Annotated in this window: 18 protein-coding genes; 10 read left to right on the top strand and 8 right to left on the bottom strand. The window is 44.7% G+C overall.

Going from position 1 to position 25,512, the window contains the following annotated elements:
- The 7 genes from NFI81_RS15285 (at position 1) to NFI81_RS15255 (ending at position 11,476) form a co-directional block, all read left to right on the top strand.
- A complete protein-coding gene (locus NFI81_RS15285) occupies positions 1 to 1,884 on the top strand; it encodes a CocE/NonD family hydrolase (RefSeq protein ID WP_234611577.1) in 1,884 nt (627 codons plus the stop codon).
- Positions 1,885 to 1,934: 50 nt separating this feature from the next.
- Positions 1,935 to 4,022, top strand: a complete 2,088-nt coding sequence (locus NFI81_RS15280) for a prolyl oligopeptidase family serine peptidase (protein WP_234611578.1) — start codon at positions 1,935 to 1,937, stop codon at positions 4,020 to 4,022.
- A gap of 291 nt (positions 4,023 to 4,313) precedes the next feature.
- A complete protein-coding gene (locus NFI81_RS15275) occupies positions 4,314 to 6,437 on the top strand; it encodes a bifunctional aldolase/short-chain dehydrogenase (RefSeq protein ID WP_234611579.1) in 2,124 nt (707 codons plus the stop codon).
- Between the two features lie 122 nt (positions 6,438 to 6,559).
- Positions 6,560 to 7,843, top strand: a complete 1,284-nt coding sequence (locus tag NFI81_RS15270) for a sugar isomerase (protein ID WP_234611580.1) — start codon at positions 6,560 to 6,562, stop codon at positions 7,841 to 7,843.
- 201 nt (positions 7,844 to 8,044) lie between these two features.
- Entirely contained in the window at positions 8,045 to 8,557 is a 513-nt protein-coding gene (locus tag NFI81_RS15265) for a GNAT family N-acetyltransferase (protein ID WP_234611581.1), read from the top strand.
- Entirely contained in the window at positions 8,550 to 9,407 is an 858-nt protein-coding gene (locus tag NFI81_RS15260; protein WP_234611582.1) for an aldo/keto reductase, read from the top strand. Before NFI81_RS15265 ends, NFI81_RS15260 begins: the two co-directional genes overlap by 8 nt.
- Complete coding sequence (locus tag NFI81_RS15255) at positions 9,401 to 11,476, top strand: aminotransferase class III-fold pyridoxal phosphate-dependent enzyme (protein ID WP_234611583.1); 2,076 nt, start codon at positions 9,401 to 9,403, stop codon at positions 11,474 to 11,476. The genes NFI81_RS15260 and NFI81_RS15255 overlap by 7 nt, the downstream gene beginning before the upstream one ends.
- Positions 11,477 to 11,647: 171 nt before the next feature.
- Here the strand turns inward: NFI81_RS15255 and NFI81_RS15250 are convergent, their stop codons facing one another.
- Together NFI81_RS15250 and NFI81_RS15245 are read right to left on the bottom strand one after the other, a co-directional pair.
- Complete coding sequence (locus tag NFI81_RS15250; protein ID WP_234611584.1) at positions 11,648 to 12,667, bottom strand: GntR family transcriptional regulator; 1,020 nt, start codon at positions 12,665 to 12,667, stop codon at positions 11,648 to 11,650.
- A 95-nt stretch (positions 12,668 to 12,762) separates the two neighbouring features.
- Positions 12,763 to 14,067, bottom strand: a complete 1,305-nt coding sequence (locus NFI81_RS15245; protein ID WP_234611585.1) for a DUF6600 domain-containing protein — start codon at positions 14,065 to 14,067, stop codon at positions 12,763 to 12,765.
- Between the two features lie 304 nt (positions 14,068 to 14,371).
- On the opposite strand from NFI81_RS15245, the gene arfB reads away from it, so the two are divergent.
- Both arfB and NFI81_RS15235 read left to right on the top strand, forming a co-directional pair.
- The gene (gene arfB, locus NFI81_RS15240; RefSeq protein ID WP_234611586.1) at positions 14,372 to 14,779 is read left to right on the top strand and encodes an alternative ribosome rescue aminoacyl-tRNA hydrolase ArfB; all 408 of its coding nucleotides are present in this window, start codon (positions 14,372 to 14,374) and stop codon (positions 14,777 to 14,779) included.
- A 33-nt stretch (positions 14,780 to 14,812) separates the two neighbouring features.
- A complete protein-coding gene (locus tag NFI81_RS15235) occupies positions 14,813 to 16,054 on the top strand; it encodes an MFS transporter (protein WP_234611587.1) in 1,242 nt (413 codons plus the stop codon).
- A 13-nt stretch (positions 16,055 to 16,067) separates the two neighbouring features.
- Here NFI81_RS15235 and NFI81_RS15230 read toward each other — a convergent pair whose 3' ends face one another.
- The 5 genes from NFI81_RS15230 to NFI81_RS15210 form a co-directional block, all read right to left on the bottom strand.
- Positions 16,068 to 16,409: a DUF6984 family protein gene (locus tag NFI81_RS15230; protein ID WP_234611588.1), complete on the bottom strand. Its 342-nt coding sequence runs from the start codon at positions 16,407 to 16,409 to the stop codon at positions 16,068 to 16,070.
- On the bottom strand, positions 16,406 to 17,452 hold the full coding sequence (locus NFI81_RS15225; protein WP_234611589.1) for a hypothetical protein: 1,047 nt from the start codon (positions 17,450 to 17,452) through the stop codon (positions 16,406 to 16,408). The genes NFI81_RS15230 and NFI81_RS15225 overlap by 4 nt, the downstream gene beginning before the upstream one ends.
- 59 nt (positions 17,453 to 17,511) lie before the next feature.
- Entirely contained in the window at positions 17,512 to 17,856 is a 345-nt protein-coding gene (locus NFI81_RS15220; RefSeq protein WP_234611590.1) for a DUF5615 family PIN-like protein, read from the bottom strand.
- A complete protein-coding gene (locus NFI81_RS15215; protein WP_234611591.1) occupies positions 17,846 to 18,091 on the bottom strand; it encodes a DUF433 domain-containing protein in 246 nt (81 codons plus the stop codon). Before NFI81_RS15215 ends, NFI81_RS15220 begins: the two co-directional genes overlap by 11 nt.
- 76 nt (positions 18,092 to 18,167) lie before the next feature.
- Positions 18,168 to 21,611, bottom strand: a complete 3,444-nt coding sequence (locus NFI81_RS15210) for a DUF7133 domain-containing protein (protein ID WP_234611592.1) — start codon at positions 21,609 to 21,611, stop codon at positions 18,168 to 18,170.
- Between the two features lie 223 nt (positions 21,612 to 21,834).
- Here NFI81_RS15210 and NFI81_RS15205 point away from each other — a divergent pair, with 223 nt between their 5' ends.
- A complete protein-coding gene (locus NFI81_RS15205; RefSeq protein ID WP_234611593.1) occupies positions 21,835 to 23,127 on the top strand; it encodes a hemolysin family protein in 1,293 nt (430 codons plus the stop codon).
- A gap of 15 nt (positions 23,128 to 23,142) precedes the next feature.
- On the opposite strand, the gene NFI81_RS15200 is transcribed toward NFI81_RS15205, so the two are convergent.
- Entirely contained in the window at positions 23,143 to 25,491 is a 2,349-nt protein-coding gene (locus NFI81_RS15200) for a PDZ domain-containing protein (RefSeq protein ID WP_234611594.1), read from the bottom strand.
- Between the last annotated feature and the right edge of the window lie 21 nt (positions 25,492 to 25,512).

The raw sequence follows: 25,512 nt of genomic DNA, 5'->3' as shown, positions 1-25,512 counted from the left end.
ATGATGAAAAATCTATTAAGCGTCGTTTTGATGCTCGTTGTTACTGTTGCAAATGCGCAGAATGGAGATGAAAAATTTATCCGTGAAAATTATACGAAGGCGGAATACGACATTCCTGTCCGCGATGGCGTGAAGTTGCACACCATTGTTTACAGCCCCAAAGACGCCTCAGCAGAAAAGAAATATCCCTTTTTAATGCAGCGCACCTGTTACAGCGTCGCGCCTTATGGGCCAGACAATTATCCGCCCAGGATCGGCCCAAGTCCAACATTAATGCGTGATAAATTTATTTTTGTATACCAAGATGTGCGTGGCCGTTACATGAGCGAGGGCGAGTGGACGAACATGACGCCGCACATTGCGCAGAAAAAAGGCAAAGCGGACGTAGACGAGGCTTCGGACACTTATGATACGATCGAGTGGCTCTTGAAAAATGTCCCCAATAACAATGGTAAAGTAGGTCAGTGGGGCATTTCCTATCCCGGTTTTTACACTACGGCAAGTGCACTTTCGGAGCATCCTGCCTTGAAAGCGTCCTCACCGCAAGCACCCATTGCCGACTTCTTTTTTGACGATTTTCACCACAACGGAGCATTTACGCAGGGCTATTACCTTACCTTTCCGGTTTTCGGGATCAAACCTCCCAAGCCAACCACATCTTCCTGGTTTACACCTGAAATGTTCGAAGCCAAGCCGGATGGATACACATTCAACCTCAACATTGGATCGCTCAAAAATTTTGATAAATACTATTCAAAGAATTTCTACTGGCAGGAGACGGTTAACCATCCTAACAAAGACGAATTCTGGCAAAAAAGGGACATTCTGCCGCATTTGAAGAACATTAAGCATGCCTTCATGACTGTTGGCGGGTGGTTTGATGCGGAAGATCTTTATGGTCCTTTGAACACTTATAAAACGATCGAGAAAAATAACCCTTTTACTTATAATACGATCGTTGTCGGCCCTTTCGGTCACGGTCGTTGGAGCAGGGAAACCGGCCATACATTGCATAATGACATTTATTTCGGGGATAGCATCGCGACTTTTTATCAGACCAATATTGAGGCGAAATTTTTCAAACATTTCCTGAAAGAGGCAGGTGATGGGAAAACGGGTTTGCCTGAGGCTTACATGTTTGATACGGGTAAAAAAGCCTGGCAAACATTCGATAAATGGCCGGTGGCGGCTGTTGAAAAGCGCAAGTTATATTTTCACGAAAGCGGCAAACTGGATTTCAAAGAGCCTGCGCAGGCAAAATCTGTGAGTGAATATGTGAGCGATCCGGCAAAACCGGTTCCTTACACCGCGAACTACAAGCAGATGGCGGGTTTTACACCATTTGAATACATGTCAGAAGATCAGCGTTTCGCTTCTACGCGATCGGATGTGCTAGTTTTTCAAACCGACGTGCTGGATCAGGACATTACATTAGGTGGAGAAATCACAGCATTGTTGAAGATCAGCACGACCGGAACCGATGCGGATTTTTTTGTAAAACTCATCGACGTGTATCCGGGCGACGAAAAAAATCACGCATATCTGCCCAATCCTACGACCATTCTGGCGGGTTACCAACAGATGGTGCGAAGTGAAATCATGAGATCGCGGTTCCGCAACAGTTTCGAAAAACCGGAAGCATTGGTGGCAGGAAAAATGACCGACATTAAATTCCGCTTGCAGGACGTGTTGCATACATTTAAAAAAGGCCATCGCATTATGGTGCAGGTTCAAAGCACAGCTTTCCCGCTCTTCGATCGCAATCCACAGAAATACGTAGAGAATATTTACAAAGCGGAGGATTCGGATTTTATCAGCGCGAAGCAAACTATTTATCACCAGGCAGGTGCTGCCAGCTCACTAGAAGTTGACGTTATCAAATAATGCGATACTATTCAGTGCCAAACCGTTTTATGAATTTTAAAAATATTGGAATGACTATCATTGCCGCTTCTATGCTGAACGACGGTTTAGCTCAAAAGCTCGATTACCCATCAACAAATCGCGTTGATCACATTGACGAATATCATGGAGTGAAAGTTGCAGATCCATATCGCTGGCTTGAAGATGACCGCTCCGATGAAACGGGCGAGTGGGTTAAGGCGCAAAATGAGGTTACTTTTAGTTATCTGGATAAAATTCCTTTTAAGAATAAGATCTTTCTTGATCTGGAAAAGGCATATAATTATCCTAAATATTCGGCTCCGAGGAAAAAGGGAGACTATTATTATTTCTATAAAAATGATGGTCTGCAAAATCAGGCAGTGCTATATCGCCAAAAAGGTGAAAACGGAACGCCTGAAACGGTGCTTGATCCCAACAAACTTTCCGCAGACGGAACGACCCGACTTACTGTTTTCAGTCTTTCAAAAGATGGTAACCACGCTGTTTTGGGTTTTTCCAAAGGCGGCTCCGACTGGCAGGAATATCAGGTCATGGATATGAAAACCCTTTCAATGCTTTCGGATAAGGTTGAATGGGTCAAAATTTCGGGCGCTGCCTGGCAAGGCGATGGATTTTATTACAGTCGCTATCCCAAACCGGAAGGCAGTGCATTAGCCGCCAAAAATGAGAACCACCAGGTTTATTTCCACAAAATTGGCACAACACAAAACGAGGACAAACTCATTTTTGAGGACGCTGCAAATCCCCAGCGGTTTCACACTATTGGAACAACTGAGGATGAGCAATTTGCCGTGCTGAGTGTAAGCGACCGCGGGAAAGGGAAAGATGGAAATGGTTTGTGGATTTTGAAGAAGGGAGAAAAAACATTTAATCCTATTAAAGAAGAGATCACCGATTTTCAGTACGGTGTCATCGAAAACATTGGAGATGACTTTTTATTTGAAACGAATGAAAATGCGCCGAATAGCAAGGTTATGCGCTATGTTTCGGCATCAAAATCCTGGAGAACAGTCCTGCCCGAAAAACCCGAGCCGCTTTTAGGTGCCGGGCTGGCCGGTAATAAGCTATTTGCATCTTATTCCAAAGACGTTAGCAGCCGCGCTTATGTTTTCAGCGTGGACGGCACATTGGAGAACGAAGTGAAGTTGCCGGGGCTGGGAACCGCCAGTGGGTTTGGTGGTGAGCGCGGGGACAGCTTTGTTTTTTACACCTATACATCATTCAATTACCCGCCGACGATCTTCAAATACGACATTGCCAGCAAGAAAAGCGCAGTTTTCCGTGAACCGGAAGTGACATTCAAACCGGAAGACTACGAGACGGAACAAGTTTTCTATCCCAGCAAAGACGGCACTAAAATCCCGGCTTTCATTACCTATAAAAAAGGAATGAAACGCGACGGTTCCAATCCGACGATATTGTACGGTTATGGCGGCTTCAACATTAGCTTAACCCCCGCTTTCAGCCCGACGCGCATTCCTTTCCTGGATCAGGGCGGGATTTATGTGCAGGCGAATTTGCGCGGCGGAAGCGAGTATGGTGAGAAATGGCACGAGCAGGGGATGAAGCTCAAAAAGCAGAATGTGTTCGATGATTTCATTGCTGCAGCCGAGTTTTTGATTAAAGAAAAATATACATCAGCATCCAAATTAGCCATCCAAGGCGGATCTAACGGCGGATTGCTCGTGGGAACCGTTATGAACCAGCGCCCCGAGCTTTTCAAAGTCGCATTCCCAGCTGTGGGTGTGATGGACATGCTTCGCTTTCACAAATTCACCATCGGCTGGAACTGGATCGCGGATTACGGAAGCAGCGACAACGCCGAAGAATTCAAAGTGCTTTACGCCTATTCGCCGCTGCACAACATTAAGGAAGGCGGCAAATATCCCGCAACAATGGTCACAACCGCAGATCACGACGACCGTGTAGTGCCCGCGCATTCATTTAAATACGCAGCCGAACTCCAAGCAAAAGCCGGCAAATCATCCGACAACCCGTTGCTTATCCGCATCGATACCAATTCCGGCCACGGGGCCAGCAACACCAAGAAAGCGTTAGAAACACAAGCGGACATTTATGCCTTTATGTTTTCTAATATGGGGTTGGTTTGGAAGTAATGTTACCCGAATTGAAAAAAAATACAAATCCAAAATTTATCAAGTAAGGTAAAACGCTCTGAAAATGGTCTGAACAGTTAGTGGCTGGCTCAGACCATTTTAATTTGATGTTAACTTCCAATTTTCCCATTATTTCTTAATTTATTTCTACATGCAGGATACAACAGGACGGTGGGAATTGGTAAGTTTTCTAATCTTGTGCCCGTTACAGAGTAGTATTTGTAATTTGAAACCCTTTCAGGAAATGGGACCATTTACCTCAAAAAATGATAATTAATTAAATAAGATAATATGAGCAGTTCTAATGTAAGCCAGTACAGCTACGTAAGCTATTTATGGGATGAAAGTAAGGCGGCTTCGCTCGGTGATGACCAGGTAGCGCTTCTTTTGTACCGTTCCAATTTGTTGGGCGCAGACCTCCGTCTTACCAACTATGCAGGCGGTAACACAAGTTGTAAAACGATCGAAAAAGATCCGCTGACTGGCAATCCGGTTGAGGTAATGTGGATCAAAGGTTCTGGTGGTGATATTGGCACTTTGACAAGAAGCGGCCTCGCAGGGCTTTATCAGGACCGCTTGCATAATCTGAAAAATATTTACCGCGGATTGGAATTTGAAGATGAAATGGTGGAGCTTTTCAACCATTGCATTTATGATCTCAAATCCAAAGCGCCTTCCATAGATACGCCCCTGCACGGCTTATTGCCCTTCAAGCACATTGATCACTTGCACCCGGATGCATTAATCGCTATTGCGGCTTCGAAAGAAGGTGAGGCAATTACAAAAGAACTGTTTAACGGAGAACTGGCGTGGGTGCCCTGGCAACGTCCCGGTTTTGATCTTGGATTAAAACTGGAACAGGCATTGGCAGAAAATCCTGGTATCCGCGGAATTGTATTGGGTGGACACGGATTATTCACATGGGGTGACACAGCTTACGAATCCTACATTAATACGCTGGATACGATTGAAAAAGCGTCGGAATATCTGAATGAAAATTATGGCAAAAACCGTCCGGTTTTCGGAGGTCAGCGCCTGGAAAGTGAGCCGGAAGCACGCCGTTCGGAAATTGCCGGTAAGCTGGCTCCCTATTTGCGCGGATTGGCTTCAGAGCAGCAAGCGATGATCGGTCACTTTACGGACGATGCGCGCGTACTTGAATTTATTGGCAGCCACGATCTTGATAAGTTGGCGCCATTGGGCACCAGCTGTCCGGATCACTTCCTGCGTACAAAGATCCGTCCGTTGGTTCTGGATTTTCCATTTGATAAACTGGGTGGAACAGACCAGGAAATCCTGGATCAGATTCGTCCTCAGTTTGAGGCTTACCGTGTTGATTACCAAGCCTATTATGATCGGTGTAAGCATGACAACAGCCCCGCAGTTCGTGACCCGAATCCGGTAATTATATTGTTGCCGGGTGTCGGCATGTTCTCGTTTGCGAAGGACAAGCAAACGGCGCGTGTGGCAGCAGAATTTTATACTAATGCAATTAATGTAATGAAGGGCGCGGAAGCGATTTCTTCTTATGTTTCATTGCCTGAGCAAGAGGCATTTGATATTGAATATTGGCTTCTTGAAGAGGCGAAATTGCAACGTATGCCGAAAGAAAAGTCAGTTTCACGCAAAATTGCTATTGTTACCGGCGGTTCTGGCGGAATTGGAAAAGCCATTGCATTAAAGCTGTTGCAAGAAGGCGCCTGCGTTGTGATTTCGGACATTGATGAAAAAGCTTTGGCAGAAACAAAAGCTGAATTCGACGCTAAATTTGGCAAAGACTTTTCGGCAACCACCATCGCGAATGTGCTGGAAGTGGATCAGATCAAAGCGGCTTTGCATACGACTAAATTGAAATACGGAGGCGTTGATATCATTGTGAACTGTGCCGGTTTGTCTATCTCCAAACCATTGCTGGAAACAACCATTAAGGATTGGGATATTTTGCAGGATGTGTTGGTAAAAGGCCAGTTCCTGGTTTCTCAGGAAGCGGTTGCCATTATGCGTCAACAAGGATTGGGCGGTGATATCATTAACATTGCCAGCAAAAACGGGATTGTGTCAGGACCAAACAACGTGGCTTACGGAACTGCGAAAGCGGCTCAGCAGCACATGTCACGCCTTTTGGCTGCCGAATTAGGACCTGATAAAATCCGTGTCAATGTTGTTAACCCTGACGCTGTGATTGCCGGAAGTAAGATCTGGGAAAGCGGCTGGGCAGCGGGACGCGCGAAAGCTTATGGCATCAGTGTGGCGGAATTACCTGCATATTATGCCAAAAGAACGGTTTTGAATGCGGAAATCCATACAGAAGACATTGCAAACGGAGTTTACATTTTCGTGAGTGGTTTGTTGAATAAAAGCACCGGAAACGTAATTAATGTGGACGGCGGTGTTCCTGCGGCGTTCCTCAGATAAAAGAGATCCCGAAGCATTCCCGCCACTTTAAAGTCGCGGAAATGTTTTAAATGATTTTAGAATTTTCAAATTAGACTTCCCAAGTTTTCAAAACCTGGGAAGTCTTTTAAATTTCAATAAAAATGAAAATCGACCAATATCAGATTGACCAGCATAACGACAGCATAATGTCGCGTCATAATAACCAGCTCAACTTTTTAAAAGAGCAGCTTGGCGAGCAGGGGATCAATGCCAGCGAAGTAATAAGTGCTTTGGAAGCATTTCAGGTTGCCATTCCGAGCTGGGCTTTGGGGACGGGCGGGACGCGTTTTGGAAGATTTTCAGGAGGAGGCGAACCGCGTTCCTTGGAAGAAAAAGTGGAGGACGTCGGACTCTTGCATGCATTGAACCGTTCGAGTGGATCCATTTCGCTGCACATTCCCTGGGACATTCCACAGCAGGCAGAATCGATTATCGGTTTGGCAACTTCATTGGACTTGAAATTTGATGCGGTTAATTCCAATACATTTCAGGACCAGAAGGACCAGCAGCATTCGTATAAATTTGGGTCGCTTTCACACGTTGATCCTGCGGTTAGAAAACAAGCTGTTGAGCATAATATTGAAGTGATAAAATATGGTAAGGATCTGGGATCGAAAGCGTTATCAATCTGGCTATCAGATGGATCGTGTTTTCCGGGGCAATCCAATTTTGTAAAAGCATTTCAAAATACGCTGGAATCGTTACAAGAAATATACGCCGAATTGCCTGCTGATTGGAAAGTTTATGTGGAATATAAAGCATACGAGCCGAACTTTTATTCAACCGTAATCCAGGATTGGGGCAGTTCATTGCTTTTCTGTCAGAAACTGGGGCCAAAGGCAGATGTGCTGGTGGATTTGGGCCATCATTTACCAAATGCAAATATCGAACAAATTGTCGCGACATTAATGATGGAGGGCCGTTTGGCAGGTTTCCATTTCAACGATTCCAAATATGGCGACGACGACTTAACCGTCGGCAGCATTCGTCCTTATATGCTTTTCCTGATTTTCGTGGAACTGGTAGAAGGCATGAAACGCGCAAACCGTCTGGCTGACACTTACGCCTGGATGATCGATGCAAGCCACAATGTAAAAGATCCATTGGAAGACTTACTGCAATCGGTGGAAGCAATATTAATCTCCTACGCACAAGCATTACTCGTTGACCGCAAAAAACTGGAACAAGCCAGAAATCAAAACGACGTAGTGCTAGCCCAGCAAATTCTTCAAAATGCATTCAGAACCGATGTGCGGCCGCTAGTCCGCGAATCCATGCGACTAAGCGGCGGTTCACTGGATCCAATTGGGTTGTTTAGGAATTTGAAAGTTCGGAATGGGTTGATGAATGAGCGAGGGAAAATAACAGTCGCCACCGGATTATAAAAAAGCAATTGCCCCGGGCCTAAGCCCGGGGCAATTGCTTTTTTATAATGATTTTTCCGAGAACGTGGTTGGGAATCTCACTCAACAGGGATCGTACCATCTAGGAAAACAACACATAAATTCTGTAACTTTCCAGCGCTAAATATAACCTCACACTTACTGATGCTGAGCAACAGTTTATTATTAAATAAATATAATTCAATGAAAGCTACAATTTTAGAATCGGAGAGGCTTGTACTGCAGCCGCTGACTTCGACACACTTGTCCGAAAAGTATGTTAACTGGTTAAATGACCCTGAGGTAAACAAATATCTAGCATCCGGGGGAAATTACACGTACGAAATGCTGCAAGATTATATTGATAAGCATGAAAGAGAAGAAACACTTTTCTGGGCTATAATTATAAAGCAGACCGGCGAACACATTGGCAATATTAAGATAAGCCCCGTAGACGAGCTTAATAATACAGGGGAGTATGGCATCATGATCGGAGATCGGGAAAGTTGGGGCAAGGGCTTTGCTCGTGAAGCGTCATGTCTGGTTATAGATTACTGTTTTAAGCAGCTCCGACTGTCAGGAATAACTTTGGGTGTTTTGAAAAGTAATAGTGGAGCTGTAAAATTGTACAGGAAACTAAATTTTACAGAGCTGGATTTCGTTTCAAATGAGAAGTATAGTACTGACACACTAAGGATGTTCTTGCGAAATGAGTAATAAGTTAATTCTCGGTACGGTCCAGTTTGGGCTTGCATATGGAGTAAATAATTCAGCCGGGCAGGTTACGGTGGAGCAATCGTCTGCAATTCTTGAGCATGCATATACGAATGGAGTTACTTCCCTTGACACAGCAAGCAGTTACGGGAATTCTGAACTTGTCATCGGCAATTATCTCGGCAAGAATCCTGGAAAAAACTTCAATATCATAACAAAGTTTAGTAATCAGGTTGATTGCGGTTCATCTCTTGAATCCAGCTTACAAAAGCTAAGGTCCGACAAAATCTCGTCCATCTTGTTTCACTCCTTTTCGCATTACGCTGAAAATAAGCATGCGCTGGATTTCTTTATCCGTAAGTATAAGGACGTCAATGTGGCAACCATAGGTGTCTCAGTTTATACTAATGAGGAACTTGAACAGCTAGCTCAGGATGACCGCATAAATGTGGTACAATTGCCTTTCAATATCCTAGACAATCATGTTTTGAGGTCGGAAGCAGTGTTGGAATTAAAGTCCAGAGGAAAAACAATTCATACGCGCTCGGCTTTCCTGCAGGGACTCATTTTTATGGATGATGAGAAAATACCCGTTAAGTTATCGCCATTAAAAGAGCCTCTAAATTTAATAAAACAACTTTGTGATGAGCACAGACTTGACATAGGACATCTTGCATTGCAATATGTCCTGCAAAAAGACTATATCGACGGAGTGCTCATAGGTGTGGACTCAGTCACACAGTTGAAGCAAAATCTAAAATGGTCGGAAATCACTATACAGCAAGAAGTATTTAGGACAATTGACACTATCCTCATTGAGGACTTAAATTTATTAAATCCATCAACATGGTAAAACCTAAAATAATTATAGTAACACAGGCCCGTGTTAATAGCACGCGCTTTCCTCAGAAGATACTTAAAGAAATTAATGGCGAAACGCTTCTTTCGATACATTTAGACCGTCTCAAAAATTCTAAAATAGCTCAGGGTGTTATTGTGGCAACAACACATGAGGATAAGGTGGAAGAGATCATCAAAATTGCCGTGGCTGCGGGTGTTGGCGTTTACCAAGGTTCTACAGAGGATGTACTCGACCGCTTCTATCAATCAGTTAAGGATGAATTACCCGATTACGTTGTAAGAGTAACATCGGACTGTCCGCTTATAGACCCGCAGCTGATAGATGAGGTGATCACCCTCATGATCGATAGTAAGGTGGACTATGTCGCGAATGTCATTGTGGAGAGTTTTCCAGACGGCCAGGATGTTGAAGTATTCAGCTTTCATGCGCTTCAAACGGCCTGGAATAAAGCAGTATTGACATCGGATCGGGAACATGTGACGTCATTTATAAGAAATAATTCAAATGATAATGGCCAGCAGCTATTTACATCTAAAAATCTGTTGTCATCAAAGGATTATTCCAGCCTAAGAATGACTGTTGATGAGCCTCGTGATTTCACTTTGATTGAAAAACTTGTAAAAGATTTAGGCAAAACAAAAACCTGGATAGAATATGGAAACTACATTATTGAAAACGGTCTAAATGATATAAATGACAACATTATCCGTAACGAAGGTTATTTAAAGTCTCTAAAAGCGAATAAGATGAACAACGGCACAGGTCAAAAATTATATGAAAAAGCAAAAACGCTGATACCCGGGGGCACAATGTTGCTTTCCAAGCGCCCGGAAATGTTCTTGCCAGACAACTGGCCATCTTATTACTCAAAGGCACAAGGTTGCAAAGTATGGGATCTGGATGGGAAGGAATATATCGACATGTCTATCATGGGTATAGGTACGAATACGTTGGGATATGGAAACGAAGAGATTGATTCCGTAGTGATGAATGTAGTGCGAACGGGTAACATGAGCACTTTTAACTGCCCGGAAGAGGTTTACTTGGCTGAAAAACTTGTGGATTTAAATCCTTGGGCAAGTATGGTGCGATTTGCAAGAACCGGTGGCGAAGCTAATTCCATAGCGATCAGAATTGCCAGAGCAGCATCGGGTAGGGACAAAGTTGCTATCTGTGGCTATCATGGTTGGCATGACTGGTATTTATCAGCGAACCATAATGATAGTGACAGTTTATCCGGTCACCTCATACCAGGGCTGGATCCTACGGGTGTACCTAAAAATTTAAAAGATACGGTTTTCCCTTTCCAGTACAACAATTTTGAGGAGCTTCTACATATTGTTGAAAACAACGAAATTGGTGTGATCAAGATGGAAGTGGTAAGGAACTTTGGACCTGAAAATAACTTTCTTCAAAAAGTACGGGATCTTGCCACTAGCCGAGGAATAGTACTGGTGTTTGATGAGTGCACGTCCGGGTTTAGAGAAACTTTTGGTGGTATTTATCAGAAATTCGGTGTTGAGCCGGACATAGCCATGTATGGCAAGACCATTGGAAACGGGTATGCGCTTACTGCTGTTGTAGGCAGGAGGGAAGTCATGGAAGCTGCTCAGAAAACTTTTATTAGCAGCACTTTCTGGACAGAAAGAATCGGTCCCGCGGCGGCCTTGAAAACGCTGGAAGTTATGGAGAAGATGAGATCATGGGAAATTATTACAGCTCAGGGAAAAAAGATGCAGGATGGTTGGAAACAGCTTGCAGATGAGCATAGGCTTGCAATTAGCGTTTCAGGTATTCCCGCATTGAGTACTTATTCTTTTAACAGTAGTTCAGCTCTGGAATATAAAACATTTATAACTCAGGAGATGCTTAAAAAAGGATTTTTAGCGAGTACTAATTGCTACGCCTGTACAGAGCATACAGACGAGTATATCGATCAATATTTCAATTCACTTGATGGTGTTTATAAAGTGATTGCCGAGTGTGAGCATGAGGGTCGTGATATAACAAATTTATTAGAGGGACCAGTCTGCCATTCAGGTTTTAAGCGCCTCAATTAAGGATTAATACAAATGCTTTTTCTCGCGCATTTACATGGCTATGGTTAAGAGGCTTGCTTGTTAGTAGTTTTACTATTTAGGCCAAGCCGGACCATATCGCTTATTGTCGACGGATAACAGAAATAAACGCCCGAAATAGGTTAAGTTCTTGGCTTTTTCGGGCGTTTATTTTTATAATGATTTCCTCCTAATCAACGTAAACGGATTCTTTACAATAGCCCTTCTATTCTCCGTTATCAACTCCGCGGCCGTCTTTCCCATTTGCTCGTGATCCGTGGAAATGGTCGTGATGCCGTCCAGCAGGATCTCCTTTAATGGCGTTTCGTTGTAGGATATAATACCAATGTCTTTGCCAATCGTCAGCTGCTGCTCGCGGCATTTTTTGATCAGATTCACCAGATCATTTTCTTCGATCACCACATAAGCGGTGTCCTTCACGGCGATGCTGTTTTCGTGAAAGTCGTACATGATTTCGTGTTCGAACTCATGTTGAATGCAAAAGATCCGGAAGCCCTTGATGATTTCTTTGGGATAGCGGATAATGGTCGGGAAAATAAGGATCAGCTTTTTGTAAACTTTGAGCAGGTCAACTGCCTCATTTAGAGCAGAAACAATGTCTTTTTCGAAATTCTGGAAGACGGATGAATGCTTTTTACTGTTCAGCTCAATGTCCTTATCCAGTAAAATCAGCTTCTCCGGCGGGATCATTTTCAATGTTTCAATTGCCTCTTCCGCTTTTTCGTAGAAGTGCGGCATGATCACATAATAATCGTATTCCCCCAGGCTGTTTTTGATCAAATTCTTGAAAATATTGGCATTGGAATGATGAATGTGCAGATCAACATTTACATTGCGGCCAACATTCTCCACGAAAGCATTATATATCTGCTTTTTATAATTACTTATTTTGTTGAAAACCAACAGAATGCGCACCGATGTTTCAATGTCGACGCGGTTGATAAAGTAACCTTTGCCCCGAACAGATATCAATACGCCATCCTTGATCAAATGCTTGTAGGCCTTTTCAACAGTGTCCCGGGAAAGTAAATATTCTTCACTTAACTGATTGATAGAAGGAATTTTATCGCCGCGTTTCAGTTTCCCCTTACTAATCGCCTGCAAAAGCGACTTGATTATCTGCATGTATTTTGGCGCACTTTCCTTAAACTCAATGTCGAATTGTATTTCCATTAAAATGGTGATTATGGGGCTGGTAACAATAAATAAAAACAGCCGGGGAAGAAAACTACTTTCTCCCCCGGCTGTTTTAATGCGCTTTTTGCTAATTATCTTGGCCCCCTGCTGCTTCTTTCCGAGCTTCCGCCGCCACCTCTTGATCCTCTTTCAGAACCTCCAGAGGAACGTTCATTAGGAGCGCTGCTTCTTGATTCGGAAGAACCTCTATCCACAGAACCGCGTTCCGAACGGCTTTCGCGTTGTGCAGGCGCTTCGTTGGATCCTCTTTGTGAACGGCTTTCCCGTTGCGCAGGTGCCTCATAGGAACCTCTGTCAGGGCGGCTTTCGCGTTGTGCAGGCGCTTCATAGGAACCTCTTTCTGAGCGGCTTTGTCTTGGCGCAGGCGTTTCATATGCTTCTCTGTTCCGGCCAGGATTCACCGGTTCGCTGCTACGTTCTGATCTGCTGTTTCTTTCTGAGCCGTAGTTTGGGACGTTGCGTTCCGGAGCACGTTCTGCACGGGTTGGCGCTTCATATTCCCGGTTGCTGCGACTGTTGTTGTCACGGCGGTTAGCCTCATAACCCGGGTTTCCACCATTGCCTCTGCTGCTGCGGTCCGATCCTACGTCAATCGTTGAGCCCCGGCGATTGGATTCGTTATTTCTGCTGTTGCGTTCATTGGAACCGCGGCTATTGTCATATCTGTCATTTCCACGGCTGTTTCCGGCAACAACCACTCTGCCTCGGTTTCTTGAATCAATCTCTCGAACGTAAACGCTTCTTCTTGTTACACGCTCAATTTCGTCACGTCTCGGGCCATAAGCATAGGTCCGGTTGTTGTTATAATAGTAATTGTTAATGATCGTGGTTCTGCCATAATAATGCGAAACGCGGTTACGAGGAGCACAGTAATCGAACCAACGTGGGCTTGAAATGTAACGCTGCGGCACGAAAACCCACCAGAAAGACGGGAGATTAACCGAAATGTTCACTTGCATACCAGGACCGAGCGGTGCCCAGCCATAATATCCGCCACCCGAACGCCAGTTTACCCAAGCCGGTCCCCATTCGTAACCGGGGATCCAAAACCAGCCATTATAGTCATCGAAAGACCAGCGGCCATAGTGAAACGGCGCCCAGCCCCAGTCGTAATCCGAAACCCAGGTGTTGCCGTATTCGGTCACTTCCCAATATCCCGCGGTGGAGTAGGGTTGGAAACCTTGCGGCGCGTCAGGCACCCAGACGGAGCCATATTGCGGCGTGCGGATCCACCTTCCGTAAGGGGATAATTCTTCGTAAAATGTTTGAAATGAAATGTTAACCCCGGGCTGAGCCTGCGTCTTGGTGAATGTGGAAACACCGCCAAGCGTGAGCAAGATCAGGCCCAGTATCCGAAGTTTTCGCATGATGTTCATGGCTATATGGATTAGTTGTTTTTCTTTATTTAAATCGTTTATAAGACACTGTTTTTTTGTTTTGGTTTAAACGTTACTGAGTGCCTCAATCGGTATAAATATCGCCCGGTTGAAAGCGGGTAACGTTTGATATTTGCCAGGTTCATAATGTGGTTGTTATAAATAGTTGATAATTAAGATATTATTTCATTTTGGCAAAAGAATTCGTCATCTGTTTGCTTGCTCTAAGACATTTGTAAACTACTTTAGCCCTATGCGGCATCGTCAACATTAACAACACGTTAACAATATTTTAAGTTAGCACATGATCAACCCTGAAATTCTTCATAACGAATTGGTCTTTCAAACTGCGCGCAGCGGCGGAAAAGGAGGGCAAAATGTGAATAAAGTCGAAACAAAAGTGGAGCTGCGATTTGATATAAAAAATTCGCAGCAACTCACTGACGAGCAAAAGCAAACATTGATCGACAAGCTCGCTAACAAGCTGACAAATGATCAGATACTGGTTATGTATCACCAAACGGAACGCTCCCAGCTGGCCAATAAGGAAAAGATCATTACCAAGTTTAATGATTTGATCAAAAAGGCATTTACAGTTCAAAAAAACCGTAGGGCGACGCGGCCAACCCTTGCTTCAAAACTGGATAGGTTGCAAACGAAGCAACGGAATTCCAACATTAAATCACTGCGTAAAAAGACCTTTGAAGACTAGTCATTCTGCATTGCCAATTCATCTTTTACCCAAATGAATGTTATCACTCCTGCTCAACCTAAAATAAGTGCCGTTCTTACGCTTCCCGTTATCGTTGCCTCGCTGGGTTACTTTGTGGACGTTTATGATTTGCTATTATTCAACATTGTCCGTGTCCCCAGCCTGAAAGATCTCGGTTTGTCCGAAGAAGAGATTTCCCGCATAGGGGCCAATATTTACAACTGGCAGCAAGCAGGCCTGCTCATTGGCGGCTTCATGTGGGGCATATTAGGCGATAAGCTGGGCCGCCGGTCTGTTCTGTTTGGCTCTATATTCACCTATTCACTGGCCAACATTGCCTGTGGTTTTGCCAATAATGTTGAAATATATTCATTTTTGAGGTTTGTTGCCGGATTAGGCCTTGCAGGTGAACTGGGTGCAGGCATCACACTTATTGCTGAAATTTTGCCAAAAGAATTACGTGGTTATGGCGCTTCTTTGATGGCCAGCGTCGGTCTGGCTGGTGCCATTGCAGCCTTTTTCGCCGTTAAGCTCACAGACTGGCGGATTGCTTACTTCATAGGAGGCGGAATGGGCTTGATCTTGCTGGTTTTGAGGATCAATGTTTTGGAATCACTAATTTTTAATAAAAGCATTGAAAAACGAGGGAATAAGCCCGTGCCGTGGTGGACGATTTTTACAAGCTGGTCGCGGTTTGTGCGTTATATCCGTTGCATGGGCATTGGATTGCCTACTTATATGGTCATTGGGATATACGCCACTTTCGGAAACGAATTTGCCAAAGCGCTGGGAATTACAGCCGACGTTCAGGCAGCATCGTGCGTGCTTTACACCTACATTGGCGTGGTTACCGGCGACTTTTTCAGTGGGATTTTAAGTCAATGGCTGCGATCCAGACGGAAAGCGATCCTGCTAATGATGTCGATGACGCTTGCTGGGGTGGTGTGGCTGCTTTATGGTGGCATTCAATCGACTACTGTGCTCTACGCTTGTTATGTATGGCTCGGATTTTCAATTGGCTACATTGCTATGTTCCTGACGACAACAGCTGAACAGTTTGGAACGAACTTGCGGGCAACGGTTACCACTTCCGTAGCCAACAATGTGCGGGCAACGGTTCTGATCACATTGCCAATCTTCCAACTTTTGAAGCCAGGCTGGGGCGTTTTGAGTTCAGGCGCAATTGTCGGTGCTGTTTGTTTTGGGCTTGCATTGCTTTCCTTATGGAAGATGGAAGAAACTTATGGAAAGGAATTGGATTACGAAGAAGCTTGATTTTGAAGTTTTTTCAATCTGCTGTTTTGGTAAATATGAGCTGATCCGGTCGGGGATAATCGATTAGTTTTGAGAAATCCACTTTCCAAAAGTCGAGGTCAAGCAGATGGTTTTGATTATCCCTGGTGAGCGTGATGACAACCGGCGTTCCGTCACTATCTACGTATTCTGCCTGGATCAGGTCGCCGTCGTACGCGTCCACATTGCCTCCGAGACTGATGCTGCCCATTTTTCCGCCCTCGTATTCGTCCACTTCATCGCTAACGGGATAGTCGCTTGGATTGAGGTTCAATTGTAAAAGCAGGAAATGGATCAGGTCAATTTCGTTCTGCCTGATGGGCCTGATGTTGCTCATGAGTCGGCTTTTGAAATACTATTCTTGTTTCGCAGCTGCTCCGCCTTTTTTCCGACAAACCAGAATGACAGCGCGAGAATGGCAAAGAAGATTCCTTTGTTAGTCCTGTCCCAGAAATACTCAAAATATCTTGTATAAATGTTGACAAGAAAAAACACCAGTCCCAAATCGCGTAATGTATCCAGTTTATTCTGGAATGCATAAACCAGCAGTAATGCCAGCATGATAGAAAATCCCAATGCCCAATACCAAAAATAACTCTGCTTAATCGACGTCCAGCCACTCAGATCATCATAATTCCCAAATATCGAAAGCGTCCATGCGGCCAGCAGAAATAGGAAAAGACCGATGGAATAAGTGGTTTCTTGAAAAAACGGCAATAGTTTAAGCCTTTGCAAAGCAATAGAAAACAACCATATGGCCAATCCGAAAATGGTCATTCGGAGCGGATAGTTCATACCCAGAAACCGGTAACTGCCACCCGACCAGAAGTGAGTTTGAGCACCCCACCAACCTGCCAGAGAAATGATCATCACCGTCCAAAGCAATGTGGAGCGAAGGAAAACTGCTGCACCGCCGTAAACAATCGTTGCTATGAGCAGTGGAATAGCATAATTTCCTTCAAAATTGGTGAAGCTGCGCGTCCAGTAAGTGATCGCAATACCAATGGTCAAGATAATGGTGATGTTGTAGGTTTCGTTGCTGGCTTTTGATGCTGGATATTTAGCTTGCCTTCGTTTTGCGAGGAAAATAAATAATGCAGCCAACGCCGTAAATCCTATCCCGAAAATGGTTTCAGAAAAACCCCATTTATTACGCAGTTGTTCCAGCCATTTTTCATCGAGAACCAATGCTCCGAATGCAAGTAAGCCACAAGAAATCGCGGAAATCAATGCGTAAATGGTAATCGCATCCACATTAGCATTTCGCAATTGATAACTATTCCTCAGTTCCTCAGCCAATTCTCCGGAAATTTTGCTGCTGTCCCGCCAATATTGAATAGCCTTATTAACAGCCTCCGCCTCCTTCTTATCTAATTCCATTAATGTTCAGCGTTGATGAATTGAAATTGTGGCTTAGCAGCCTAAGCCCAGCCGATTAGTTAATTAAAGGCCTCAATTTTATCGTTAAATATGACGACTAATTTGTATTCGTCACTTAGTTTCAGAACGTCTTCCCAGATCTCGGAAACCAGGATATGAAAATTTTTCATCGACATGTTTCCCGTTCGAAAATGTATGATTCTTGGAGGAGGAGAGGATACGAGGATGCGATTTGAAAAATCAGCATCTTTGGAAATAATGGTCATCTGCTTTTCTTTCGCATTCGCCCAGATGTCCGAATCAACAGCGGTTCGTTCAATGTCAAGCTGATGTACGTAATTTTTGTTATTCCAGAGAGAAAAATAGTAGGGCAAGTTTACGTCGATTAAATACTTAGGCGACATGTTTTATCTCTTTGATGAAGTAATTACGGTTCATCATTTCAATTGCAAATTGATAACAGGCGTCTATATCCTCATTTTCCAGGCCGGGATATTGATGTAGTAACTCTTCCCGACTTGTGCCAGCGAACAAAAATTCCAAAATAGTCTGGACAGTAATTCTCATGCCGCGAATTACTGGCCGCCCATTACATATATCAGGATTTACTGCAATTCTCTCTGTCAGGTAAGTTGTCATCACATTAACTTTTTTACAAAGATAAGTATATAAATCTTCAAAGGTCCGAATCGCTGGCGACCCGGACCTTTGAAGATCATTTCCCGCTTTTCAGCCCTGACAGAAACTCAACTACATCCCTGATCTCTCTTTTGGACATGACAGTGCCCATTGGAGGCATGCTGGAAGGGACGTTTTCGCGTTTGGCGATCCTGGCCGTTGCGATTTTTAATGGTTCGGCTTCTGAGGTTTTCAACACCAATTCATGATCGCTTTCCTGGGAAAGGATTCCCGCAGCGGATGTGCCGTCTTTCAATGTAAGCATTACCATTCCGAATCCTGGCGAAAGACGCGCACTCGGCTCGATCAGCGCCTGCAATATTTGTTCTCTTGAAAGCACATTGCCAATGTTGGACAGGTTAGGCCCAACTTCTCCGCCCTGCCCGCCAATGGAATGGCAACGCACACATTCAGCTGCTGAATTGGTCATAAAATATCTGCGGCCTAATTGTGCATTTCCACCAACAAGTGCGTCCTGATAATCAGCAACGGTCATTCCGGTTGTTCTAAGCGGAGCCAATTTGGCGATCAGCGTGCTGGATTTGGTAGAATCCACTGCTTCCGAAAGATCCAGTGCAAGGCTCTGCGGCAATTTCTTGTCAGTCAATTTACCAATCAGGTCTTCAAAAATCCCTTCCGTTTTAGCAACCGGGATCGTTCCGAGCACACGCAGCATTTGCTGTTGTTCCCGCACACTGCCTTTTTCAAAAATACTTTTAGATATGTCTGTCAATGCTTCTTTCGACATATTTACGCTTCCTGCCATTCCCAGTGCTGCTGTACGGACGTCCGCGTCAGCATCGGTCATACCCAGCTTCATTGCCGTTTCCATATCCGCATATTTCAAAGTGTTCAGCGCCACAAGCATTGCGGTGCGCACTTTCGCATTTTTATGCGTGCTCAGTATCTTGGCCAAAGCAGCATTGTTTTCGGACATGCCCAGGTTTGTAACCATCTGAGCCGCCGCGATTAATGTCTCGGAATCTTCATCATCAAGCAAATCGGCGATAACAGGTTGAACTTTGGACTTGACAAGCGCAGCATCGCGCGTAACAACGCCTCTGTAACGTCCGTCCACGCGATCCATTACAGATGGACTTGCCCACGTTCCCAATGCGGCCAAAGCTTCCGTACGCACGTTTTTCTCGACATCTTTCCTCTGAGCAAAAGCGATCAGGTTATCCAATTGTTCGTTGGTGCCTACGCGTAACGAAGCATTGATGGCCCTTCTTAACAATGGTTCGGAAGTGAATTTTTTGTCCTTCAAAAGCGCAGCTAATGCAGGCAGAGAAGCCGGGATAGACAAGTCATCATTAATGGCACGCGCGGCTTCTGTTACAATATATTCATCTTTATCTTGCAAGAACAGGCTCACTTTTTCATTTCGCAATCTTCTTAAAACAAGCACTGCTGCAATTCTGAGCGACTTTTCAGGGCTGGAAGATAATGCTAAGATGGACTCCACCTCGCCAATGCGCGACAATGCAAGCACGGCTGCGTGTCTTAGATAAACATCTTCATCATTATTTGCCTTAATCATGCCGATAAGCGGCGCAACTGCCTGTTTATCAGCAATGCGACCAAGCGCTTGCGCGCCAAAGAACTGCATTCTGGGATTTTTTGATGAAAGCATAGGGATCAGCATCGGGCCTGCTTCGGCAATTTTTGCATCGCCAAGCACCTTCGCAGCCTGCACAGAAATCTCCTCATCCGAATCTTTGAGTAGTGTCATTAAAACATTCGCATAGGATTTGTCCTGGCGAGCCAGCTGTCCCATTCCCCAAATGCCATGAATTCTTTCGAGCTGATTGCCCGTTTGCGCAATGGCTTTGCTCAAAACCGTTGCGCCTTTTGCACCGCGTGTCGCCAATTCGAATTGCGCTTTCTGACGGATCCGCATATCCTGATTTCCCAGTAACGACAAAAGCATTTCGTCTGTTTGCTTCGAATAATCCAGCTGCATCAGGCGTTTGGTAACGGCCCGCAGGTCTTTCAGGTCATTTTTGTCATCCGAAACATCCAGTTTCCAAACTCTGCCATAATTTTTTGTATCCCAACCATTGATCCAGTCAGCCACGTACAATGCGCCGTCCGGCCCAAAGCGGATGCCTGTTGGCAGGATTCCGTTCAGGATATTTTTCTCGCCATCCAAAACGAATGAAGCACCCTTTGGTTTTAATCCAAAAGCCCAGATTGGCGAACGAGCGGGGTTACCAACGAATTCAACCAGGAAAAATTTGTTTTTCCAAGCCGATCCCAATGCGGTTCCGGGATTATATTGCATTCCGGTTGGTCCATTGTGGAAATTCTGAATTGGTGGGATAATGTATGCCGCCTGACCTTCCCATCGGGGTTTGTAAAGCTTTTCATCCATCCAAACTTTGTAACTGTTGTTCTTAGGATCGGTGTATTTACCATATTGCCAGTTGGATCTCCAACCAGCATCCGAACCCTCCACAACGTGCACAAGTCTTTCGCTTTCTCCCGGATGGTCGCCATCGTTATCTGAGCTGATCAGGTTACCGTATTCGTCAAAAACAAATTCGTGCGTATTTCTCAAACCATGCGCAAAAACCTCAAAATCACTTCCATCCGGATTGGAACGGGCGATAATGCCTGAATTTGGATGTTCATGTTTTACGCCTTCCGCTGTGGTAATGTTGGCACCAATGTCACCAATGTTCCAGTAGATCTTGCCATCCGGTCCTTCGATCGGGTTGGACATGCCGTGCCCGCCAAAACCGATGTGAACGCCATATCCATGGCTGATAGATGTTTTTTGGTCTAAAACCCCATCATTATTGGTATCCGTTAAACGCCACAAGTCAGGTGCAATGGCTACAAATGCGTCGTGCGCGCGAATGAGCACGCCACCCGCTACGTCTGAAACTTCTTCAAAAAAGTCATCCAGAATGCGCATGGAAACGTCCGCAATGCCGTCATTATCCGTGTCTTCAATGCGCCAGACCTCGTCTTTTTCAACGGCCAGGTCCTTCCAGTCATGGCTTCCGTCCCCATTAAGGTCTTTCAACCAGCTGTTTTCCTTGCTTTTTTCGGGCGCAAAAGTGCTGCGAAGAAAGGCGCGGCGTTCTTCAACGGTTTGCAAACCAATGGAGGCCGTCATCCAGTTCTGATGTCCGCGAATGTCGAATTCGGAGTTTTTCTGACGGTTTGTCCGATTTAAATAAACCCTTCCCATATCATCCACCGAAATAGCAACCGGGTCCGGTGCCAGGGAATCAGACGCCCAGAGATCAAGTTTGAGGCCGTCGGCCAGTTTCACAACCGCTTTGTCACGGATCTCTTTGGCATGCGCCTTACCCGTAGCGGCATCCTCTTTAATGACAACTGCGGTGCTGTTGGTTTTAGATGTAGCGCCAGTTTTCGAGCTCTGAGGCGACATTTTCATACAAGAAACCACCACTACAGTGGTCGCAGCAAGAAGAATTAATGGTTTTTGTAAATGTTTTCTGGAAATCATTGAGGCAGTTCCTTATTCAGGATTTAGTTATAATCTAGGTGTTGGTCGGGAATGAAAGAAAATTAAAGAGGCATTTTAATAGTTGTTATACTGTCAAAAAAGCATTCAATACAATATTAAAACAAATCGAGCTGTACGCTTATATTGTTCAGCCTTATTATTTGGAATAATTTTTTTTATAACATGCAGTTCATTACCCTTTTTGTTCCAAAACACATTTTTAATGGCTATCCAGGTTTTAATCACATTAGTACTTGTCTTGTTGAATGGTTTTTTCGTGGCAGCAGAGTTTGCCATCGTGAAAATCCGCGCTTCTCAATTGGAGCAAAAAGCGCAGGAGGGCAATGCAATGGCCATTTTATCGAAAAAGATTGTCGCTAATCTGGATGGATATCTCGCTGCTACGCAATTTGGGATAACGCTTGCAAGCCTTGGTTTGGGTTGGATAGGAGAACCGGTTGTTTCGAAAATACTCATCGGCGGGATGGAACTGGTGGGGATTACACTGGAGCCAGAACTCGCTCATCAGATCGCATTGCCGGCTGCTTTTGCCATTATAACGGTTCTGCACATTGTTTTTGGCGAGCTGGCGCCTAAATCCATCGCCATCCAACGTCCCGAAGCGACTACTTTATTTTTATCTTATCCATTGCATGCTTTCTATCTGGTTTTCAGGCCGGTCGTCTGGATGTTAAATGGCATTGCCAACTTTATTCTCAAAGGCGTTGGCATCACGCCTTCGCACGGGAGTGAGGTTCATAGCAGCGATGAGCTGCGCTATCTGGTTCAGCAGCAGAAAGATAGCGGAATGATCGAGGCCGCAGATTATGACCTGATCAAAAATGCATTCAACTTTTCGGAACGGATCGCTAAACAAATCATGATTCCCAGGCCCCAGATTGTCGGGGTTGATATCAACGATTTTGATGAGGCAAAACTGGAAAAGATCATTGAAGAAGGCTATTCCAGAATTCCGGTTTATGAAGATACATTGGATCAGATCGTGGGTGTACTGCATTTAAAAGACCTGCTTTTGAAAATGCGTCAGGGCAAAGAAATTGTGCTTACGGAGCTGATCAGGCCTGTTTCCACGGTTCACGAGTCCAAACCGATCGGTGCATTGCTTAGGGATTTCCAGCAAAACAGACAGCAGATGGCCGTGATTATCGATGAATATGGCGGGGTCGACGGCATTGTTACGATGGAAGACATTTTGGAAGAATTAGTGGGTGAAATTCAGGATGAGTACGATAATGAGATCCCCATTGTGAAGAATGAAAGCGACAATACATATACAGTATTGGGTTCAGCGTCGATCACAGATATCAATGATAAACTTCCGCACGATATTTCGAAGGAAAGTGATTACGAAACTTTGGCCGGTTATTTGATTTACAAATTGGGCAGAATTCCCGCGGTCGGTGAGAAGTTTAAAACAAAACATTTTGAATTTACTATTCTCAAAAAGCAGCGTGCCACCATTTCACAGGTGAAAATTACTATTTTTGATTCCTAAGGGGGTTTTTGATTCTTATTTTAGGTTCAATTTCAATGTTAATGTCTGCTGATTACGCAGCACTTCCACATCCATTTGGCCCGTCCAGTTAACTTGCTGACGGATCGCTTCGAGGCGAACAACATTGTCTGTTTTTTCTTTATTAGCGCTGATAACCACATCGTTATTCTGCAATCCGCTTTTTACTAAAATGCTGTTGGCAGGAACATCCACAACAACGACGCCTTTTTCATCTGGCAAACCAAATGCAGACCGGTCTCCAAGGCCTCGCACATTTCTGATTTTAACGCCCAGCCAGGTCATTTCCTGCATGTCTTTTTCCAAAGCAGCATTCAGCAAAACAGGGTAGGAGACTTTCTTCGCTATTTTTTTGAATGTTTCTTTTGTTACGCCAAAACGGTCCGTAGGGAAATTTTTGAATCCCAAAGCCAATGCCGGACTTGCAGATTTGACCTGATAATTGCCGTTTTCCGGATCGACAAAAGCTGCGTCGCCAAATGTGCTGTGCGAGTCGGTTTTATTTGATTGGGCGTTTTTAAGGTCATTTTTATTAGGGAAAAGATTGTAGTCTACTTCCTTGCCCCAATCCTTGATCAGGATCGGGAAATATGGACGCATCAGAATGTTTTTCCTGAAAACATCGCCGCTGTTTTTAAACCAAACGTGCGGATGAAAGCTATTATTCAGAATGACGTTGTTCTCGGCAATCCGCTGAAATCCTTCGCGGAATTTCAGCCCACCGCTCATAAACACATTGTTATATATATGATAATTGCTGCTGCCGTCGTCCAGATCCACATCCCAGCCATGGTCGCAGCGGAAGCGGTTGTTGCGGATGATCACTGTTTTTTGGGCGTCCAGAAAGATGAGCTCCGGGTGCGTTGCGGCAATGCTATCCATGGTTTTACGGTCGGGGTGCCAGAAGCGGTCGCGTCCCCAGGAGTTAAATGCGCCATGATCGCCGGTTTCGAGTACGGTTTCGAAGACGTCATTATTTTCGATGAGATGCCCGCCCCAAGCTCCGTCGCCAATGTTGATCCCGGCACGCGGCACCTGATAAATGGTGTTGTGGCTCACATGAATTTCAGAGGCCATCTCAATCTGCACGCCGGTGCATTGCTTTTCTATTTTTCCAATGTTATGGATCAAATTGCCTTCGGCAAAGCATTTGAGCGGATACTTGTTATTCTTCGGGCCTGGCGTGCGGTCAATTTTGGCAAGCGGAATGAAATTTTCATAACCAAAAGCAGCCGAGCGAACGGCCGAGGAATCGCCTATAAAGCATATCGCGCTCGAACCAATGTTGTAAATATGCGAACCAGTGACACCAGAACCGACATTATAGCCGCTGATCATGACCGCGTTGCCGCCCAGATTTGTGAATTCGGAATCCTTAATGAGGCAGTTTTCAGTATTTTCCATGAGCACGGCCCCGCCACGATAGATCATCCAGTCGCTTCGTAACAGTGGCTCATAATGTTCCATGAATGTGCGTTCCGTGTGTTCAAAACGGATGCTGCTAATGGTTATGTTTTTAACAGGCTCTTGCTTCGTTCCTATCAGTTCAATGATGTGTTTGAGATGGGAAACTTCAATGTTAGCTTTGCTAATGTCAAGTTTTTGAGGAGGATACAGATAAAGCGTTTGTGTTTTTTTATCCAAAAACCATTCGCCCGGCGCATCCAGCTCGCTAAAAACATTTTCCACAAACCGATGCTGCGAATGCAATGTAGATGGCCGATTATTCTGCCAGCCGCCTTCCAGCTCAGCTTCGCCGTTCTTAGTTCCTTTGATCCGATAATGGAAACTTCCCCACTCAGACTTATGTAAAGCATGCACATAACCGCCTGCAATGTTTCGGGAGTTGGCAATTCTCGCGGGTGAAAGTGCATCTTCTGCTGTCCCGTTGAAAACCCGGGCAGTCGAATCGAAGTTGGGATAACGTGCAATTGGCAATTGCTTTCCGTTGATAAAAAGCATTTCAAAGCCGTTGCCGGACACTTTTGCTTTCAGGATGTTTTTGTCATGTTTCTCCCATTTCAGCATTATTTTTCTCCCTGCACTTAATGTAACAGGCTCATTTTTAAATGCTTCGATAGTAAGCGACTTCCCATTTAGCGAAGCCGGATCTATTTTTAATGGTGTATCAAGATAATACACGCCGCTCCGCAGAAAAATCGTAATCTTGCTTTGCGGCAGCTGCTTTATCTGGGCAACAGCTGCGGATGGCGTTTTCAGCGGAGACTGCAATGTGCCCGCATTTGCATCATTTCCGCCTGGCGACACGTACAGGTTTTGGGCATGGCTAACGAAAGCCAATGCCATTAATTTGAACAAAAAAAGCCCCAGGATCCTGCTATGCATTGGTTTAGGTATATTTATGGA

It is taken from the genome of Dyadobacter fanqingshengii (assembly GCF_023822005.2).
Classification (GTDB): Bacteria; Bacteroidota; Bacteroidia; order Cytophagales; family Spirosomataceae; genus Dyadobacter; species Dyadobacter fanqingshengii.
This window is presented reverse-complemented; position numbering and strand designations above follow the sequence as displayed.

Excerpts from the sequence above, each read along its gene's own strand:
- NFI81_RS15285 (WP_234611577.1), top strand. The coding sequence starts at position 1 with ATGATGAAAAATCTATTAAGCGTCGTTTTGATGCTCGTTGTTACTGTT.
- NFI81_RS15280 (WP_234611578.1), top strand. The coding sequence starts at position 1,935 with ATGACTATCATTGCCGCTTCTATGCTGAACGACGGTTTAGCTCAAAAG.
- NFI81_RS15275 (WP_234611579.1), top strand. The coding sequence starts at position 4,314 with ATGAGCAGTTCTAATGTAAGCCAGTACAGCTACGTAAGCTATTTATGG.
- NFI81_RS15270 (WP_234611580.1), top strand. The coding sequence starts at position 6,560 with ATGAAAATCGACCAATATCAGATTGACCAGCATAACGACAGCATAATG.
- NFI81_RS15265 (WP_234611581.1), top strand. The coding sequence starts at position 8,045 with ATGAAAGCTACAATTTTAGAATCGGAGAGGCTTGTACTGCAGCCGCTG.
- NFI81_RS15260 (WP_234611582.1), top strand. The coding sequence starts at position 8,550 with ATGAGTAATAAGTTAATTCTCGGTACGGTCCAGTTTGGGCTTGCATAT.
- NFI81_RS15255 (WP_234611583.1), top strand. The coding sequence starts at position 9,401 with ATGGTAAAACCTAAAATAATTATAGTAACACAGGCCCGTGTTAATAGC.
- NFI81_RS15250 (WP_234611584.1), bottom strand. The coding sequence starts at position 12,667 with ATGGAAATACAATTCGACATTGAGTTTAAGGAAAGTGCGCCAAAATAC.
- NFI81_RS15245 (WP_234611585.1), bottom strand. The coding sequence starts at position 14,067 with ATGAACATCATGCGAAAACTTCGGATACTGGGCCTGATCTTGCTCACG.
- arfB (WP_234611586.1), top strand. The coding sequence starts at position 14,372 with ATGATCAACCCTGAAATTCTTCATAACGAATTGGTCTTTCAAACTGCG.
- NFI81_RS15235 (WP_234611587.1), top strand. The coding sequence starts at position 14,813 with ATGAATGTTATCACTCCTGCTCAACCTAAAATAAGTGCCGTTCTTACG.
- NFI81_RS15230 (WP_234611588.1), bottom strand. The coding sequence starts at position 16,409 with ATGAGCAACATCAGGCCCATCAGGCAGAACGAAATTGACCTGATCCAT.
- NFI81_RS15225 (WP_234611589.1), bottom strand. The coding sequence starts at position 17,452 with ATGGAATTAGATAAGAAGGAGGCGGAGGCTGTTAATAAGGCTATTCAA.
- NFI81_RS15220 (WP_234611590.1), bottom strand. The coding sequence starts at position 17,856 with ATGTCGCCTAAGTATTTAATCGACGTAAACTTGCCCTACTATTTTTCT.
- NFI81_RS15215 (WP_234611591.1), bottom strand. The coding sequence starts at position 18,091 with ATGACAACTTACCTGACAGAGAGAATTGCAGTAAATCCTGATATATGT.
- NFI81_RS15210 (WP_234611592.1), bottom strand. The coding sequence starts at position 21,611 with ATGATTTCCAGAAAACATTTACAAAAACCATTAATTCTTCTTGCTGCG.
- NFI81_RS15205 (WP_234611593.1), top strand. The coding sequence starts at position 21,835 with ATGGCTATCCAGGTTTTAATCACATTAGTACTTGTCTTGTTGAATGGT.
- NFI81_RS15200 (WP_234611594.1), bottom strand. The coding sequence starts at position 25,491 with ATGCATAGCAGGATCCTGGGGCTTTTTTTGTTCAAATTAATGGCATTG.